The following is a 15,482-nucleotide window of genomic DNA, read 5'->3' as shown; positions in this document are numbered from 1 at the left end:
CCCTTACAGCCCAAGTTTCTTGAAAATGAATGTCGGAATCATCTTGATGATCGTCATGATGATTTGCCAGAACCAGGGCACGTAGATGACGGCCTTCCTTGCGCTCACCGCATCGACGATCGTCCGGGCCACGCGCTCCGGCGTCGCGGTCAGCTTCTTGGGCAGATCGAGCCCGGCCGTCATGGGCGTGGCAACGAAGCCCGGCTTGATCAGCAACAGGTTGACGCCGCGCTTGAAAAGCCTTCCCCGCATGCCGGAAGCAAAAGCCTCCACGCTGCTCTTTGCGGCGCCATAAAGAAAGTTGCTCGGCCGGCCGCGATCTCCGGCCACGGAGCCGATCACCGCCAGCGTGCCCCTACCTTGCGCTTCGAACCGAGGCGCCAGCGCGAGCATGCAGACGATCGCGCTTTCGCCGTTGGTACGGAACTGCTCGATGGCATAGTCGAGGTCTACTGCCGCACGCGCCTGATCGGGCAGTGTGCCGTGGGCAATCAGCGCCACGTCGACCTCGCCGAGGTCGCGCCATGCGCGCTCGACGACATCGGGAAACTGCTTTGGCTCGGCCGCGTCCCACACATAGCTGAACACCCCCGTGGCGCCGCGGGCGCTCAGGTCGCTTGCGACGACCTCGAGTTTGTCCTGTGCGCGCGCCACAAGCGCAAAGGTACAGCCTTCGGCGGCATATTGCCGCGCCACGGCCTCGGCGATACCGGAGGTCGCACCGACGATGAGGATCTTTTTTCTTGTTGACATGGAATGGGTCTCAGGGAGTTACACGGTTCCAGAACCGCGATTTCAGGTGCGGGTCGCGAAGCGCTTCGACTTGGGGCCAGGCCGGGTAGGCTTGCTGAAAATGCACCGCGCTCATGTGCGCGTCCTTCGCCGGGTAGAGGCGTCCTCCGGCCTCGTGAATCAATGCATCGAGCTTGGCGAACAACCGTGCGTTGGCAATGTCGCGCTGCGCGAAGTCGAGCGCCAGCGAGACGCCCGGCAAGGGGAAGGACAGAAGTCCGGGCGACGGAACATCGCCGCACCGCTTGAGCACCGCGAGGAAAGATCCGCTGCCGCTGCGCGCGATCTCTGCGAGCACCGCACGAATCGCGTCCCGCGAACTGGCGAATGGCACAACGCACTGGTATTGCTGAAACCCGGCCCGCCCGTACATCCGGTTCCAGTGCAGCAGCTTGTCGAGCGGATAGAAGAACGGGTCATAGCCGACCGCCGCGTGGACCTGCCTGGCTTGCTGCCGGTGGTAGTAGAGCGTGTTGAAGATCCGCAGGCTGGCCGCATTGACCAGCGACACAGGAGGATCGACCGGCATGCTCTTGGGCTTCGCGGAAGAGACCTGCAAGCCACCTTCCTGTGCATGGTTGCCCACGATGTAGTGCCCTCGCCCCGCCTGCCGGCCGGTGGCGAGGCAGTCGACCCAGGCCACGGCATATTCGTGCTGCGCATCGAGCTGCTCGGACAGGTCGAAAAACTCGTCCAATCCACCGAACTTGATCGAGCGCTGCGCCATGTAGGCAGAGGGCACGCGACGCAGCTGGATTTCAACCGACAGCACGATGCCGGTCAGGCCCAGCCCCCCGACGCTCGCACGGAACAGCTCGACGTTGTCCTGCGGCGAGCAGTCGACCACCCCGTCCTGCGTCCTGAACAGCGCCAGCCGCCTGACGTGGCAACCGAAGGTGCCCATCACATGGTGATTCTTGCCGTGCACGTCGTTGGCCACGGCGCCGCCGAGCGTGACGAACTTGGTTCCCGGTGTGACCGGCAGGAACCAGCCCCGAGGCAGCGCGATGTCGATGAGCGCTCCCAGGGTGAGGCCGGCTTGTGCGACGACCACGCCGGTTTCCCAGTCCACTGCGATCACGCGGTCCATGCCTGCCATCGCCACGACATGGTCGGACGCCGCCATACAGGAGTCGCCGTAGCTGCGCCCCATGCCGAACGCGAGCGTGCCACCGCTGCCTTGCGCCAGCGCGGATGCGGCAGCGCCTTCGACCTCGGACGGCCAATGAACGGCGTGCGCCGTTTGCGGGTGGTGGGGATACCGCCCCCACGACAGGCGTGCGGACGAGTTCAAAATGCGGCTGCAACAAAAGTGGCGGCGAACGCAATGCCGATCCAGCGGCTGACACGGTCACGCAGTGCGAAGACGATCGGATCGTCATTCATGCGCCCCCGGTGCGCGATCAACCAGACCCGGCTCAACCAGAACAACAGCAACGGGCACGCCACCCACAGCACCTTCGGGTGTCCATACAGGTGCAGCGAGGCCACGTCGTTGATGTAGAGGGCGAGCACGAGCACCGACAGATACCCCGACGACCCGCCCAGGGACGCCAGAAGCTCGAAATCCTGGACCTCGTAGCCTCGCCCCGGTGCGGCGTCGTCCCGCCCTTGCTCCCTGGCTTCATAGAGTTCGGTGTACCGCTTGACGAAGGCCAGGCTCAGAAACATGAAAATGCAGAACGCCAGGATCCAGAACGTCAACGGCGCGACGATCGCGGCGGCGCCGGCGACGACGCGCACCGTGTACAGCATCGCCAGCGTAACCACGTCGAGCATGACCACGCGCTTGATCCAGAGCGAATACGCCAGCGTCAGGAGGTAGTACACCCCGAGGACCACCGCGAATCTCGCTGGCAGCCACAGCAGCGACGCACCGAACGCGAACACCAGCAGCGCGGGCATCCAGACCATGGCGTGGAAGACCGGAAATGTCCCGGCCGCCAGCGGCCGATTGCACTTCGTGCGGTGCCTTCGGTCGTCCTTGAGGTCGAGCAGGTCGTTCAGCAGGTACACGCTGGAGGCACAAGCGCCGAAGCACAGGAACGCGAGCACACAATCGCCCAGCAGTTGCCAGTGGCTCAACTTGTGCGTTGCCAGCAATGGTACGAACACGAGAAGGTTCTTGGCCCATTGGTGCAGCCGTAGTGCCTTGCGCAACACACGCAGGTATCCCACGCGATCGTCGAACACCTCGCCCAAGCGTCCGAGACGGCGCGCGCGCGCCAACACATTGAACTCGGGGTTCACCACGTGGGCGACGTTCGCGGAACGCCAGACGTCCAGGTCGGCGGTCGAATTGCCGACATATTCGAAGCGCTGTTCGCCGTAGCGGGAAACCAGGGCATCCCGCTTGTGTGCAGAAGCAAGGTTCTTCGCCTCGGTGCCGAGCACCTCGTCGAAGATACCCAGATGGTCGGCCACCTGGCGTGCAAGCCGCGCGTCGGAAGCCGTTGCGAGCACCAGATGCACGTCGCCCAGGGCTTTCTGGCTCTCGAGCCAGGCCACCAGAGGCTTGTTGTAGGGAAGCGTGGCGATGACCGGCGTTGCCACGTCGGCGACGCGCCGCTTGAAATAGGCTTTTCCCTTCAACAGCCAGAACAGCGCCTTCAGGAACAGCAGGGGCTGGTAGCGCAGCATCAGGAAGACGCTCTCGACCAGCAGGTCCGATCGAATCAGCGTTCCGTCGAGGTCGACCGCGATAACCCGGCGGCCCGCAGTGGCGCGGCCCGATCGTGCATCGCCCAGGCTCATCGTTTGCTCAAACGCAGTCATGGGAACAGATCGGCCTTTTCCAGCGAAACGCCGGCGGCATCCTTGGCGGACAGTTGAGGGGACATGTCAGGCCAGGCGATGTTCAAGGTCGGATCATTCCACGCGATGCAGCGCTCGTATGCCGGCGCGTAGTAATCGGTGGTCTTGTAGAGAAACTCGGCCGTGTCGCTCAACACCAGGAACGCATGGGCAAACCCGGCAGGCACCCAGAGCTGCTTGTGGTTTTCGTCCGTCAACTCCACGCCCACCCAGCGCCCAAAGGTCGGAGACGACTTGCGGATGTCGACGGCGACATCGAACACCGCCCCGCGCACGACACGCACCAGCTTGCCCTGCGGCTGTTGGATCTGATAGTGAAGACCGCGCAGCACGCCCTTGGCCGAGCGCGAATGGTTGTCCTGGACGAACTCGACGTGCTTCCCGACGGCCTCGTCGAAGGCCTTGCCGTTGAAACTCTCGAAGAAGAAGCCGCGCGCGTCACCGAAGACCTTGGGCTCGATCACCAGCACGTCGGGTATGGCGGTCGGTGTTGCTTTCATGATTTGTCCAAAACTCAAATGGGTCAGGCCACGCGGCGAAGGTAGCCGTCCGGGGCCACGCTGACGAGAAGCTTGTTGTCGATGGCCCGGTCGATCTCGAACACATGCGCATGCGTTTTGAGGAATTCGTGAACCGCTGTCTTCGGATTGTCGCCGGGGCCCCATGGGCGGTCGGGAAACAGGCTGTCGGGCAGATCTTCCACGATGGTGTCGAACACGACGCAGTAGCTGCCGACGCTCACCAGCGGCGCGTAGGCGCGTAGTTCGTCGAGCACGTGGGCATGGGTGTGGTTGCTGTCAAGGCAGACCAGGACGGACCGCTTGTCTGAAGCCGCGGCCTTGACCTTGTCGATCACGTCCTGCGCGATGCTCGAGCCTTCGATCATGGAAATGCGCTTCATCATGGGATGCGCCTCGATGGCCTTGCGATTGTGCGAACGGATGTCGATGTCGATACCCAGCACCCGTGCATCGGCCGGGCCGCCGCACGCCGCATTCAGCTCCAGCATCGCCGCGGAGAAGATCAGCGAGCCGCCGTGCGCGATGCCCGTCTCGATGATCAGGTCAGGCTGCACACGCCAGATGAGCTCCTGCATTGCCACGATGTCCTGCGGATACTGGATGATGGGGCGTCCCATCCAGGAGAAGTTGTAGGAATAGCCCGCACGAAACGAAGATTCCATCAGTGTCTTCGCATCCGCCTGCAAGGCCGGATTGGTTCCGTTGGCCGCAACGCGCGCGGCTACTTCATTGTCAAACGTCATTTTTTAGTCCACCTTTATGAGTCGAAATTTGCCGTGAAACTGCACCACGACCTCTTCGAAATACTGAAGTTCATCACGAACACAAGCGCGCCCGGCGCCAACGAGTCAATCGCGTTATCGGCAGAGGCTAGCAGTCATCGATGCGCAAGAGTTCACGATGCATCGGCCACCTCGCGCGTCAGTCGAATCAGTTTGGCATTGCTGCCCCAGAACGCCATCGGCTCGTAACTCGGATAGGGAAAGTGTCCCAGGGCGAGCTCGATCGGCGAGCCAAGGGAATCGCGCCAGCCCTCGACGAGCGAGCGCACCGAGGTGGGCCGGCCCGAGCAGATATTGACGATCCCGTGCGCCGCGTGGCCGAGGGCCAGGGCCACGAGGTGCTGCGCCACTTCGGCCACGGGCAGGAAATCGCGCAACTGCTCGCCGCCGGACATCCGGAACTCGGCATCGCCACGCCCGGCGGCCGCCATGAACTGGGTGTACAACGCGCCCGGCGCCTGCCCTTCGCCGTACATGTAGAACAGCCGCGCCCACGTCAGGCGAACCTGGCTGTCCGCGGCCAGGAACTCGAGCTCCCGACGCAATGCATCCTTCGCGAAGCCGTAGGGGTTGCAAGGATCCGTCGGAAGCGATTCGTCGAGCTCGCCGGATTGCATGCCGTATTCGAAGCAGGTGCCGGCACACACCAGCGTTGACAGCCCGGCCTTCACGAGCTGTTCGAGAAACCGGTACTGCTCGCCCAGGTGCGTGTCGAAATGATGCCGCGATTGGTAGTTCGGCAAGCCGCTCCACGCCAGATGAATGAGTGCATCGGGCCGCCCCAGCCATTCGAAGGCGCCTTCGGAAGCCGCGCTCATGTCGACCGCCACATGCGCGACGCCCTCCGGCAGCCAGGCGCCCGCGCCGCGCCTCGACACGGCGACGACGTGGACGCCGGGCAGCAAGGACAACCGGTGAACCACGTGCCGGCCGATGAAACCGCTGGCACCGGTGACTGCGATCTTCATAGGACTTCCAGGCCGGGCACGGCGCAGACGAATTGCCCACCCCACTCGCGGATGTAGGCCAGCTGGCTCATCACTTCCGCCTTGAGGTTCCAGGGAAGGATCAGCACGTAGTCGGGCTTTTCGCGCTGAAGGCGCGCCTCGTCCACGATCGGAATGCGGCTGCCGGGCATGTACTGGCCCTGCTTGGCGGGATTCCTGTCGACGACCCAGGGCAGCAGGCCGGACCGAATGCCGGCGTAGTTGAGCAAGGTGTTGCCCTTGGCCGCGGCGCCATAGGCGCCAACGCGCTTGCCGGCCCTGCGGGCCTCGATCAGGAAGGTGACGAGGCCGTCGCGCACGTCGTCGGCCCGCGACTGGAAGCCTTCGTAGTAGGCCGGGGTCGTCAGTCCGGCATTCAATTCGACGGCCAGCAGGCGCGCCACGGTTGCCTCGACCGCACGCTCGCCCGTGTCGCGACGTTGCGCGAAGACCCGCAGGCTGCCGCCATGCGTGGCGAGTTCCTCGACGTCGAAGACGCACAAGCCATTGGCCTCGAACAGTCGATGCACCGCGCTCAGGGACAGATAGGAAAAATGCTCGTGATAGATGGTGTCGAACTGACAGTCGGCCACCAGCCGCATCAGGTGCGGAAACTCGAAGGTGGCCACGCCATGCGGCTTCAGCAGCTCAGCAAAGCCGGCCACAAAGTCGTTGATGTCCGGCACGTGGGCCAGCACATTGTTGGCAGCGGTTAGGTCCGCGGCCTTACCCTCGGCAACAAGTTGCCGGGCCAATGCCACGCCGAAGAACGCCTCCACCACGCTCAGGCCCTTCTCGCGCGCAGCGCGTGCAGTGCTGGCCGTCGGTTCGATGCCTGTGCAGGGGATACCGGCCTGCTGCACATACTGGAGCAGGTAGCCGTCGTTGGCAGCCACCTCGACCACGTGCGATGCTGGTGACAGTACAAACCGCTGCACGACCTCATCGACGTAGCGCTTGCTGTGCGCGAGCCAACTCGTCGAATACGAACTGAAGTAGGCGTAGTCACTGGAGAAGAGCTCCGCGTAGTGCGCGTAGTCCTCGGTCTGGACGAGCCAGCATTGGGAACAGGCAAGCACGCGCAACGGATACCACTTTTCGGGTGCTGCGAGTTGCGCGGCGCCCAGGTAGGCATTCGAAGGCGGGGATGAGCCCAGGTCCATGAGTTGCAGCGACAGTTCTGCGTGGCAATGGCGGCACTTCATGTCAGACACCGCGGAAGTCGGAAGGGATGAAAGGGTGCGCGGCATCGCGTGCGGACAGGTCTGCGAACGCGAGCGGCCAGGCGATGGCAAGCGCGGGGTCTGCGGGGTTCAGCCCGCCTTCGGCGCCTTGCACGTAGGGAGTGGTATGCAAATACAGCAATTCGGTGTCGTCGGCGAGTGTCTGGAAGCCATGTGCGAATCCCTTGGGGATGAACAGGCTGCGCGCGTTCTCGGCGCTCAATTCTTCGGCGTGCCAGGCCAGAAAGGTCGGCGAATCCCTGCGCAGATCGACCGCAACGTCGAAGACCTTGCCGCGCAGGCAACTGACCAGCTTGTCTTCGGCATGCGGCGGGTACTGGAAGTGCAGCCCGCGCACAGATCCGCGCCGGTGCGTCAAGGTGTGATTCATCTGGACCACCGGCTGCGAAAACCCCGCGCAGGCCAGTTCCTCGGCACAGAAGAAGCGGCTGAAAAACCCGCGCGAGTCTTCCAGCTTGTGCCGCTGTATCAGCTTGAGCCCGTCGAGGCGGGTGGCGGTGACGTCAAACCTCGGCATGCGCTGCCCCGCGTTCGTGCGCCGCGATCTGCCCCAGGCTGACCGCCTGCATATCTTCACCCGCACGCCAGGCACGATCCCATTCGACGATCCTGTCAAGCGCCTCGTCGAGCCTCCAGCGGGGCTGCCATCCCAGTTCGCTGCGTGCCCTGCTGCTGTCGAGCTTGAGGTAGCCGGCCTCGTGCACGGTCTTGGCATGCGTTTCTCGCCACTGCGTGCCTGGCACCTTGCCGACCAGGCGGTCCAAGAGCTGACGCACGGGGATGGCGTCCTCGTCGGCGGGGCCGAAGTTCCAGGCAGAGGCCGCCAGCGCGTCGCCCTGGACGAGGCGCTCGGCCAGCATCAGATAACCCGAGAGCGGCTCCAGCACATGTTGCCAGGGTCGGGTGGCACCGGCATAACGCACATCGAGCGCACGTTGTGCCTGGAGAGCGCGGAAGAAATCGGGAACGAGTCGATCGTCGGCCCAGTCGCCGCCGCCGATCACATTGCCGGCCCGTGCCGTGGCGACCGCCACGCCGGCCTGCGCGAGGAAAGAAGTCCGGTAGGCAGCCGTCACCAGCTCGGCGCACGCCTTGCTGCTCGAATAGGGGTCGGCCCCGCCAAGCGCTTCGCTTTCCCGGTAGCCCCACAGCCACTCGCGGTTGTCGTAGCACTTGTCGGTCGTGACATTCACGACCGCGCGCACGCCCTCGCAGGCGCGGACAGCCTCCAGCAGGTTGACGACGCCCATCACGTTGGTGGCATAGGTCTCGACCGGTTCCTGGTAGGAGTACCGAACCAGGGGCTGCGCGGCCAGATGAAAAACGATCTCCGGCATCGCCTCGCGAACGGCTTGCTTGAGCGCTTGGCCGTCGCGCACGTCCGCAATCGCATGGCCCCGCAGCAGATCGGCGACGCGTGCCTGCGTGAACAGGTTGGTCGGCGTCGGCGGCGGCAGCGAGAAGCCGTGGACTTCGGCACCGAGCGCATGCAGCCACATCGCCAGCCAACTTCCCTTGAAGCCGGTATGCCCGGTTACCAACACGCGGCGGCCCTGCCAGAACGAGGGGGTCACGGCCACACCTTCCACGGCGCCGAATGGGTGGACCAGAGCTGCTCCAGGTGGTTCTTGTCGCGCAGCGTGTCCATCGGCTGCCAGAAGCCGGCGTGTTCGAAGGCCATCAGCTGGCCCTCCCCGGAGATGCGGGCCAGCGGCTGCCCTTCCCAACTGGACTGGTCATCTTCGATGTAGTCAAGGCATCGGGGCGACAGGACGAAGAACCCGCCGTTGATCCAGCCGCCGTCGCCGCGCGGCTTCTCGATGAACCCCCGCACGACATCGCCATCGCGTTCGATCGCGCCGTAGCGCCCGGCGGGCTGCACCGCCGTGACCGTGGCCAGGCGCCCGTGGGCGCGATGAAAGTCGATCAGCTTGTCGATTCGCAGATCGGCCACGCCGTCGCCATAGGTAAAGCAGAAGGCATCGTCGTCCTTGAGGTATTGGCCGACACGCTTCAGACGTCCACCCGTCATCGTCTCGTCGCCGGTGTCGACGAGCGTGACCTTCCAGGGTTCGGCCTTGCGCTGGTGAACGTGCATTTCGTTGCTGCGCATGTCGAAGGTCACGTCGGACATGTGCAGGAAGTAGTTGGCGAAGTACTCCTTGATGACGTAGCCCTTGTAGCCGCAGCAGATGATGAAGTCGTGGATGCCGTAGGCCGAGTACAGCTTCATGATGTGCCACAGCATGGGCTTGGCACCGATCTCGATCATGGGCTTCGGCTTGAGATGCGTCTCTTCGGAAATGCGCGTCCCCAAGCCGCCCGCCAGAATGACTGCTTTCATGCGCTACAGGCCCCGCAAACAACGCTGTTCATCGAAAGAATCGACGAAGGCCAAGCTTCGTCGCCATTTTTACCAAGGGATGGCTGCGCCATCGCTGCACCTTTTGCGCCAATTCCAGGAGTTGGAGCTCCGATGTGTCGGCACGTGCCAGCGCATCCGCCTCGCTGCGCCTGCAGATCGACAACTCGAGTGCCACTTCGTTGCGCTGCCACTCGAGCCGATCGATTTCCGCCGACAGTTGAACGCGCTGCTCGTCCTTCGCCTGTTCCAATCGATCAGCATCCTGTTCCAGTTGCGCGATGGCTTCGCTCGCCTGCTTCATCCACCCGACGACGTGGTCCAGCAACTCATCGGCGTCGGCGGCGGTGCCGGCCACTGACGCGGTCGCCATGCGACCGACGAGCGGAAGCCTGAACACTTCGCGTCCCACACTTCGTGGCTGCACCTTGACGCCCTCGATCAACGAAAACGCCGTCTTCCAGTCACCGAGGCGAAACCCGGCGACCTGGGCTGCAATGACTTTTTCCCGGTCCGGCAGGCTGACGCCGGCCGGCGCGCTCCAGGCTCCCTTGTAACGCTTTTCGGCGATCGCGCGAAGCGACAGATACTCTTCAGGCGAAAAGAGGCCCTTGCGCGCGATCTCGCGATCCAGCCGTGCGAACACCGAATGCCACGAAGTGATGTGCGAGACATTAAACCCTCGGCTGGCCTGATCGGCATGCGCGAAGAAAACGGCGCCGGGCTGATTGCGCAGGTAGACCGGATACTCGCAAAAGATCTGGGCCTGGAAGTCGACGTCGCTTGGCAGGCCCGTGCACAGGTAAGGCGCTCCCAGGCACGCCAGGGTCTCCTGGCGCCAAAGTATGGAAGTCCATACATAGTGGCCGTGGAGCAGCCACTCCGTGAGGTGCTCGCGCGGTTGCAGCAGGCCGAAGCGAAACTGGTCGAGCGGCGAGGGATACGTGCCGTGCAGGACGCCCTCGGCATCTCGCACCTCGGTCACGAACACTGCGGCACCTACCTCGGCACGTGCCTCGAGGATCTGATACGCGTCGTGCAAAAAGTCGGGCAGCAGCCAGTCATCGTCCGCCAAGGGTACGAAATAGGCCGTCGAAACATGCGCCAGCGCGTCCTGGTAGTTGCCGGTGGAGCCGATATTCTCGGGCCGCCTCAGGTAGCGTACGCGAGGGTCCTGCGCCATGAGAGAACACACGTACGCCTCGGTTTCGTCCGTCGAGGCGTTGTCGAACACGTGCACCAGCACCGGCACACGGCGTTCCTGCAGGACGCTTTCAATTGCCTTCTGCAGCTGCACCCGCCGATTGAAGGTGGGAATGATGACCGTGATTGTGTGAGTTGACTCCTTGGTCAGCAACTCATGACCGCTCACGAACGCACCTTGTCCGTCAACAGGTGCCTCAGGTATTTGCCATACCCGCTCTTCTCAAGCGGCGCGGCGAGCTTCTCGAGCTGGGCACTATCAATGAATCCATTGCGCCACGCGATCTCTTCCGGGCAGGCAATCTTCAACCCCTGACGATGCTCCAGCGTCGCAATGAACTGCCCCGCTTCCAGCAGGCTGTCGTGCGTGCCCGTGTCCAGCCATGCATAGCCGCGCTGCATGATTTGCACATTCAGCTGATCGCGATCCAGGTAGGCTTGGTTCACCGCGGTGATCTCCAGCTCCCCACGCGCGCTTGGCTTTACAGCCTTGGCGATGTCGACAACCTGGTTGTCGTAGAAGTACAGCCCCGTCACCGCATAGCTGCTCTTGGGCTTCAGCGGCTTCTCTTCGATGCTGCTCGCCTTGCCCTTGGCGTCGAAGGCCACCACGCCGTATCGCTCCGGGTCCTGAACGTGGTACGCGAACACCGTGGCCCCGGAAGTCTTCGTGTCCGCCTCGGACAGCAGGTGCACAAGGTCATGCCCGTAGAAGATGTTGTCCCCCAGCACGAGCGCGCTGGGATCGTTGCCCACGAACTTGTCCCCGATGATGAACGCCTGCGCCAGCCCGTCAGGACTGGGCTGCACCGCGTACTGCAGGTTGATCCCCCACTGGCTCCCATCGCCCAGCAGTTGCTGGAACCGCGGCGTGTCCTGCGGCGTGCTGATGATCAGGATGTCGCGCATTCCGCCCAGCATCAGCGTGCTGAGCGGGTAGTAGATCATCGGCTTGTCGTACACCGGCAGTAGCTGCTTGCTGAGCGCCAGGGTCGCGGGGTGCAGGCGGGTGCCCGAGCCACCGGCCAGGATGATGCCTTTGCGTTGCGTCGTCTTGGTCATGTTCTTTTTCTCGTGAAAGTTCAAAGAATCTCGCGCAGCATGCGCGCGACGCCTTCCTGCCAGGGCGGCAGGCGCAGGCCGAACGTGGCCTGCAGCTTGGTGGTGTCCAGGCGCGAGTTGTGCGGGCGCTTTGCCGGGGTCGGGAAGGCACTGGTCGGCACGGCCTCGACGGCCTCCGGGCCGGCCTTGAGTTCGACACCCGCCGCCTTGGCTTGCTCGATCACGAAGCGCGCATAGCCGTGCCATGTCGTTTCTCCGCCAGCAATCGCGTGATAGAGCCCGGCCTTCGCCGGATCCTGCAGCGTCGCCCGGATGGCATGCGCCGTCACGTCGGCCAGCAGCTCCGCACCCGTGGGCGCGCCGAATTGGTCGTCGATGACGGTCAGCTTGTCGCGCTCCTTCGCCAGCCGCAGCATCGTCTTGGCGAAGTTGCCGCCGCGCGCCGCGTACACCCAGCTGGTGCGGAAGACCAGGTGACGGGCGCAGTTCTGGGCCACCAGTTGCTCGCCTTCGAGCTTGGTGCGGCCGTACACGCTGAGCGGGCCGGTCGCGTCGTCTTCCTTCCAAGGCCTGGTGCCGCTGCCGTCGAAGACATAGTCGGTGGAGTAATGCACCATCAGCGCGCCGATCTGCTGCGCCGCTTCGGCCACGATCCCCGGAGAGGTGGCGTTGAGCTTGCGCGCAAAGTCCGGTTCGCTCTCGGCCTTGTCGACGGCCGTGTGCGCCGCCGCATTGACGATCACGTCGGGGCGAACCTTCAATACTGTCTCGGCCAGTTGCTCCGGCCGGCTGAAGTCAGCGTTGAAATCGGTGCTGTCGAAGTCGAGCGCGACCAGTTCACCCAGGGGCGCCAGGCTGCGCTGCAGCTCCCAGCCGACCTGTCCGCCCTTGCCCAGCAGCAGCAACTTCATGCCGCAGCCTTCGTCGTGTCGTATTGCTTCTCGACCCACTCGCGATACGCGCCGCTTTGCACGTTGCGCACCCACTCGCCATTGGCCAGATACCACTCGACGGTCTTGCGAATGCCGGTGTCGAAGGTCTCGGCGGGCTTCCAGCCGAGCTCGGCCTCGAGCTTGCGCGCATCGATGGCATAACGGCGGTCGTGACCGGGGCGATCGGTGACGTAGGTGATCTGTTCCTTGTACGGCTTGCCGTCGGCCCTGGGGCGCAGCTCGTCGAGCAGCGCACACACGGTGTTGACGATCTCGATGTTGGGCTTCTCGTTCCAGCCGCCCACGTTGTAGGTCTCGCCCAGCTTGCCGGCTTCGAGCACGCGGCGGATGGCGCTGCAGTGGTCCTTCACGTAGAGCCAGTCGCGCACCTGCATGCCGTCGCCGTACACGGGCAGGCTCTTGCCGGCCAGCGCGTTGACGATCATCAGCGGGATGAGCTTCTCGGGAAAGTGGAAGGGGCCGTAGTTGTTCGAGCAGTTGGTGGTCAGCACCGGCAGGCCGTAGGTGTGGTGCCAGGCGCGCACGAGGTGGTCGCTGGCGGCCTTGCTGGCCGAGTAAGGGCTGTTGGGCTCGTACTTGTTCTCTTCGGTGAAGGCGGGGTCGGTCTTCGACAGCGAGCCGTAGACCTCGTCGGTGGACACGTGCAGGAAGCGGAAGGCCGTCTTCTGCTCGGCTGGCAGCGCGCTCCAGTGGCCGCGCACGGATTCGAGCAGGCGGAAGGTGCCCAGCACGTTGGTCTGCACGAAGTCTTCGGGGCCATGGATGGAGCGGTCCACATGCGATTCGGCGGCGAAGTTGACCACGGCGCGCGGCTTGTGCTCGGCCAGCAGGCGGTCGATGAGGGCGCTGTCGCCGATGTCGCCCTGCACGAAGATGTGTTTCGGGTTGCCCTTGAGCGACGCGAGGGTCTCAAGGTTGCCTGCGTAGGTCAGCTTGTCGAGGTTCACGACCGGCTCGTCGCCGTTGGCGATCCAGTCGAGTACGAAATTGGCGCCGATGAAGCCAGCGCCGCCGGTAACCAGGATCATGAAGTCCCCTGCTGATATATGGAACGATCGCCTTGCGGCAAATCAACAGGCGATTATCCCATTCGGCCAGAGGAGAGAAATCAAAGGTTGGCGCCCGCGCAAGCCCCGCCTACAATCGCCCCACTGCAGGAGAGCGGGCCACCCGGGTGGCCCTACCGAAGGCGCAAACTCCCATAAACGCTCAGGTCGGTCCGAACAAGGGACCTGTACTGCACCAACTGAAACGCCGTCTGGAGAGCCATCACACCGCCCAACGTGGTCGTGATGCACCGAAGGAGCAAACCCTCTGCGGGCGCAGCGGGTGAATCTCTCAGGTACCGAGGACAGGGGGAGCGGCAACTTGGACTACGGTCGTCCGATTGCTTTGCTATTTATTCAATAGCACACCACACCCGTCGTTCAAGCGCTGCAACCTCAAAGGTACTTGAAATGCGCGTGATCGTTCTTGGCGCCGGCCTGCTCGGCGTGACCTCGGCTTACTACCTCCAGCAACTCGGCCACGAAGTGACCGTGATCGACCGGCAGGCCACCCCGGCCGCCGAAACCAGCTTCGCCAATGGCGGGCAGATTTCCGTCAGCCACGCCGAGCCCTGGGCCAACCCCAGCGCGCCGCTCAAGGTGCTGCAGTGGCTGGGCAAGGAAGATGCTCCGCTGCTCTTCCGCGTCCGCGCCGACATGCGCCAGTGGCTCTGGGGCCTCCAGTTCCTGCGCGAATGCACGCCGGCGCGCACCCGCCACAACATCGAGCAGATCGTGCGTCTCGGAACATACAGCCGTTCGATGTTGCAACAGTTGCGCCGCGACACCGGCCTGAACTATGACCAGCGCACGCAGGGCATCCTGCACTTCTACACGACGCAAAAAGAGTTCGACGGCGCCCTCGCGCCCGCCGAGCAGATGCGCGCACTGGGCTGCGAGCGCCAGGTCATCTCGGCCGACGAAGCCGTGAAAATCGAGCCCGCCCTCGCCCACATCCGCCCGAAGCTGGCCGGCGCCACCTACACGGCCGAGGACGAGTCCGGCGACGCCAACCGCTTCGCGCGCGAGCTCGTGGGCCTGGCCACCGCGGCGGGCGTCAAGTTCCTGATGAGCCACACCGTGACCGCGCTGCGCGAAGCCGGCGGCAGCATCGATCACGTCGAAGCCACCGATAGCGAAGGCCGCTTCCAGCGCATCCGCGGCGACGCCTTCGTGCTGGCAATGGGTTCATTGAGCCCGCTGTATGCCGCCCCGCTGGGCATTCGCCTGCCGATCTACCCGGCCAAAGGCTATTCGGTGACGCTGCCCGTCAAGAACGCGTCGAAGGCCCACCAGGTCTCGCTGACGGATGACGAATTCAAGCTCGTGTTCTCGCGCTACACCTCGGAGTCGGGCGACCGCCTGCGCATCGCCGGCACGGCCGAGCTCAACGGCTACGACCGCGACCTGAACCGCGTGCGCTGCGAAGCCATCGTGCGCCGCGTCGAAGAACTGTTCCCCGGCGCCGGCGACACCACGCAGGCCCAGTTCTGGACCGGCCTGCGCCCCGCCACGCCGAGCAACGTGCCGCTGATCGGCAAGACCAGGCTGCCGAACCTGTTCCTCAACACGGGCCACGGCACGCTCGGCTGGACGCATGCCTGCGGCTCGGGCAAGTCGATCGCGCGGATCGTGAGCGGGCTGGCGCCGGAGGTAGATTTCGCGTTCACCGGCATGCCTGCGCCCGCGCCGCGCGCGCTGCAGCCGGCCTGATCGC

At 64.2% G+C, this 15,482-nt stretch carries 15 protein-coding genes and 2 riboswitches; of the genes, 1 reads left to right on the top strand and 14 read right to left on the bottom strand.

The window, feature by feature from the left end:
* Positions 1-3 precede the first annotated feature (3 nt).
* The 14 genes from ACN9MV_RS04265 to rfbB form a co-directional block, all read right to left on the bottom strand.
* Positions 4-753, bottom strand: a complete 750-nt coding sequence (locus ACN9MV_RS04265) for an SDR family oxidoreductase (protein ID WP_426391404.1) — start codon at positions 751-753, stop codon at positions 4-6.
* Positions 754-763: 10 nt separating this feature from the next.
* Positions 764-2,086, bottom strand: coding sequence for an FAD-binding protein (locus tag ACN9MV_RS04260; RefSeq protein WP_426391403.1), 1,323 nt, complete (start codon positions 2,084-2,086; stop codon positions 764-766).
* Complete coding sequence (locus ACN9MV_RS04255) at positions 2,083-3,546, bottom strand: UbiA family prenyltransferase (protein WP_426391402.1); 1,464 nt, start codon at positions 3,544-3,546, stop codon at positions 2,083-2,085. Before ACN9MV_RS04255 ends, ACN9MV_RS04260 begins: the two co-directional genes overlap by 4 nt.
* 17 nt (positions 3,547-3,563) lie before the next feature.
* The gene (gene rfbC / locus ACN9MV_RS04250; protein ID WP_258351361.1) at positions 3,564-4,106 is read right to left on the bottom strand and encodes a dTDP-4-dehydrorhamnose 3,5-epimerase; all 543 of its coding nucleotides are present in this window, start codon (positions 4,104-4,106) and stop codon (positions 3,564-3,566) included.
* A gap of 23 nt (positions 4,107-4,129) precedes the next feature.
* On the bottom strand, positions 4,130-4,870 hold the full coding sequence (locus ACN9MV_RS04245) for a cephalosporin hydroxylase family protein (protein WP_426391401.1): 741 nt from the start codon (positions 4,868-4,870) through the stop codon (positions 4,130-4,132).
* 152 nt (positions 4,871-5,022) lie between these two features.
* On the bottom strand, positions 5,023-5,877 hold the full coding sequence (locus tag ACN9MV_RS04240) for an NAD-dependent epimerase/dehydratase family protein (protein ID WP_426391400.1): 855 nt from the start codon (positions 5,875-5,877) through the stop codon (positions 5,023-5,025).
* Complete coding sequence (locus ACN9MV_RS04235) at positions 5,874-7,100, bottom strand: methyltransferase domain-containing protein (RefSeq protein WP_426393143.1); 1,227 nt, start codon at positions 7,098-7,100, stop codon at positions 5,874-5,876. The genes ACN9MV_RS04240 and ACN9MV_RS04235 overlap by 4 nt, the downstream gene beginning before the upstream one ends.
* A gap of 1 nt (position 7,101) precedes the next feature.
* Positions 7,102-7,656, bottom strand: coding sequence for a dTDP-4-dehydrorhamnose 3,5-epimerase (rfbC, locus tag ACN9MV_RS04230; RefSeq protein ID WP_426391399.1), 555 nt, complete (start codon positions 7,654-7,656; stop codon positions 7,102-7,104).
* Entirely contained in the window at positions 7,643-8,713 is a 1,071-nt protein-coding gene (gene rfbG, locus ACN9MV_RS04225; protein WP_426391398.1) for a CDP-glucose 4,6-dehydratase, read from the bottom strand. The genes rfbC (ACN9MV_RS04230) and rfbG overlap by 14 nt, the downstream gene beginning before the upstream one ends.
* Positions 8,710-9,483: a glucose-1-phosphate cytidylyltransferase gene (gene rfbF / locus ACN9MV_RS04220; protein WP_426391397.1), complete on the bottom strand. Its 774-nt coding sequence runs from the start codon at positions 9,481-9,483 to the stop codon at positions 8,710-8,712. The genes rfbG and rfbF overlap by 4 nt, the downstream gene beginning before the upstream one ends.
* Positions 9,484-9,511: 28 nt before the next feature.
* Positions 9,512-10,873, bottom strand: coding sequence for a glycosyltransferase (locus tag ACN9MV_RS04215; protein ID WP_426391396.1), 1,362 nt, complete (start codon positions 10,871-10,873; stop codon positions 9,512-9,514).
* The gene (rfbA, locus tag ACN9MV_RS04210) at positions 10,870-11,766 is read right to left on the bottom strand and encodes a glucose-1-phosphate thymidylyltransferase RfbA (protein WP_426391395.1); all 897 of its coding nucleotides are present in this window, start codon (positions 11,764-11,766) and stop codon (positions 10,870-10,872) included. The genes ACN9MV_RS04215 and rfbA overlap by 4 nt, the downstream gene beginning before the upstream one ends.
* Positions 11,767-11,786: 20 nt before the next feature.
* Positions 11,787-12,677, bottom strand: coding sequence for a dTDP-4-dehydrorhamnose reductase (rfbD, locus tag ACN9MV_RS04205; protein ID WP_426391394.1), 891 nt, complete (start codon positions 12,675-12,677; stop codon positions 11,787-11,789).
* The gene (gene rfbB, locus ACN9MV_RS04200) at positions 12,674-13,747 is read right to left on the bottom strand and encodes a dTDP-glucose 4,6-dehydratase (protein WP_426391393.1); all 1,074 of its coding nucleotides are present in this window, start codon (positions 13,745-13,747) and stop codon (positions 12,674-12,676) included. The genes rfbD and rfbB overlap by 4 nt, the downstream gene beginning before the upstream one ends.
* Positions 13,748-13,863: 116 nt before the next feature.
* Positions 13,864-13,964: riboswitch (glycine riboswitch) on the top strand.
* A 3-nt stretch (positions 13,965-13,967) separates the two neighbouring features.
* Positions 13,968-14,084: riboswitch (glycine riboswitch) on the top strand.
* A gap of 92 nt (positions 14,085-14,176) precedes the next feature.
* Here rfbB and ACN9MV_RS04195 point away from each other — a divergent pair.
* On the top strand, positions 14,177-15,478 hold the full coding sequence (locus ACN9MV_RS04195; protein ID WP_426391392.1) for a D-amino acid dehydrogenase: 1,302 nt from the start codon (positions 14,177-14,179) through the stop codon (positions 15,476-15,478).
* Positions 15,479-15,482: the final 4 nt, after the last annotated feature.

Source organism: Variovorax sp. R-27 (genome assembly GCF_049913215.1).
GTDB lineage: Bacteria > Pseudomonadota > Gammaproteobacteria > Burkholderiales > Burkholderiaceae_C > Variovorax.
Note: the sequence above shows the minus strand (reverse complement) of the source record. Positions and strands in the feature narration are given on the sequence as shown.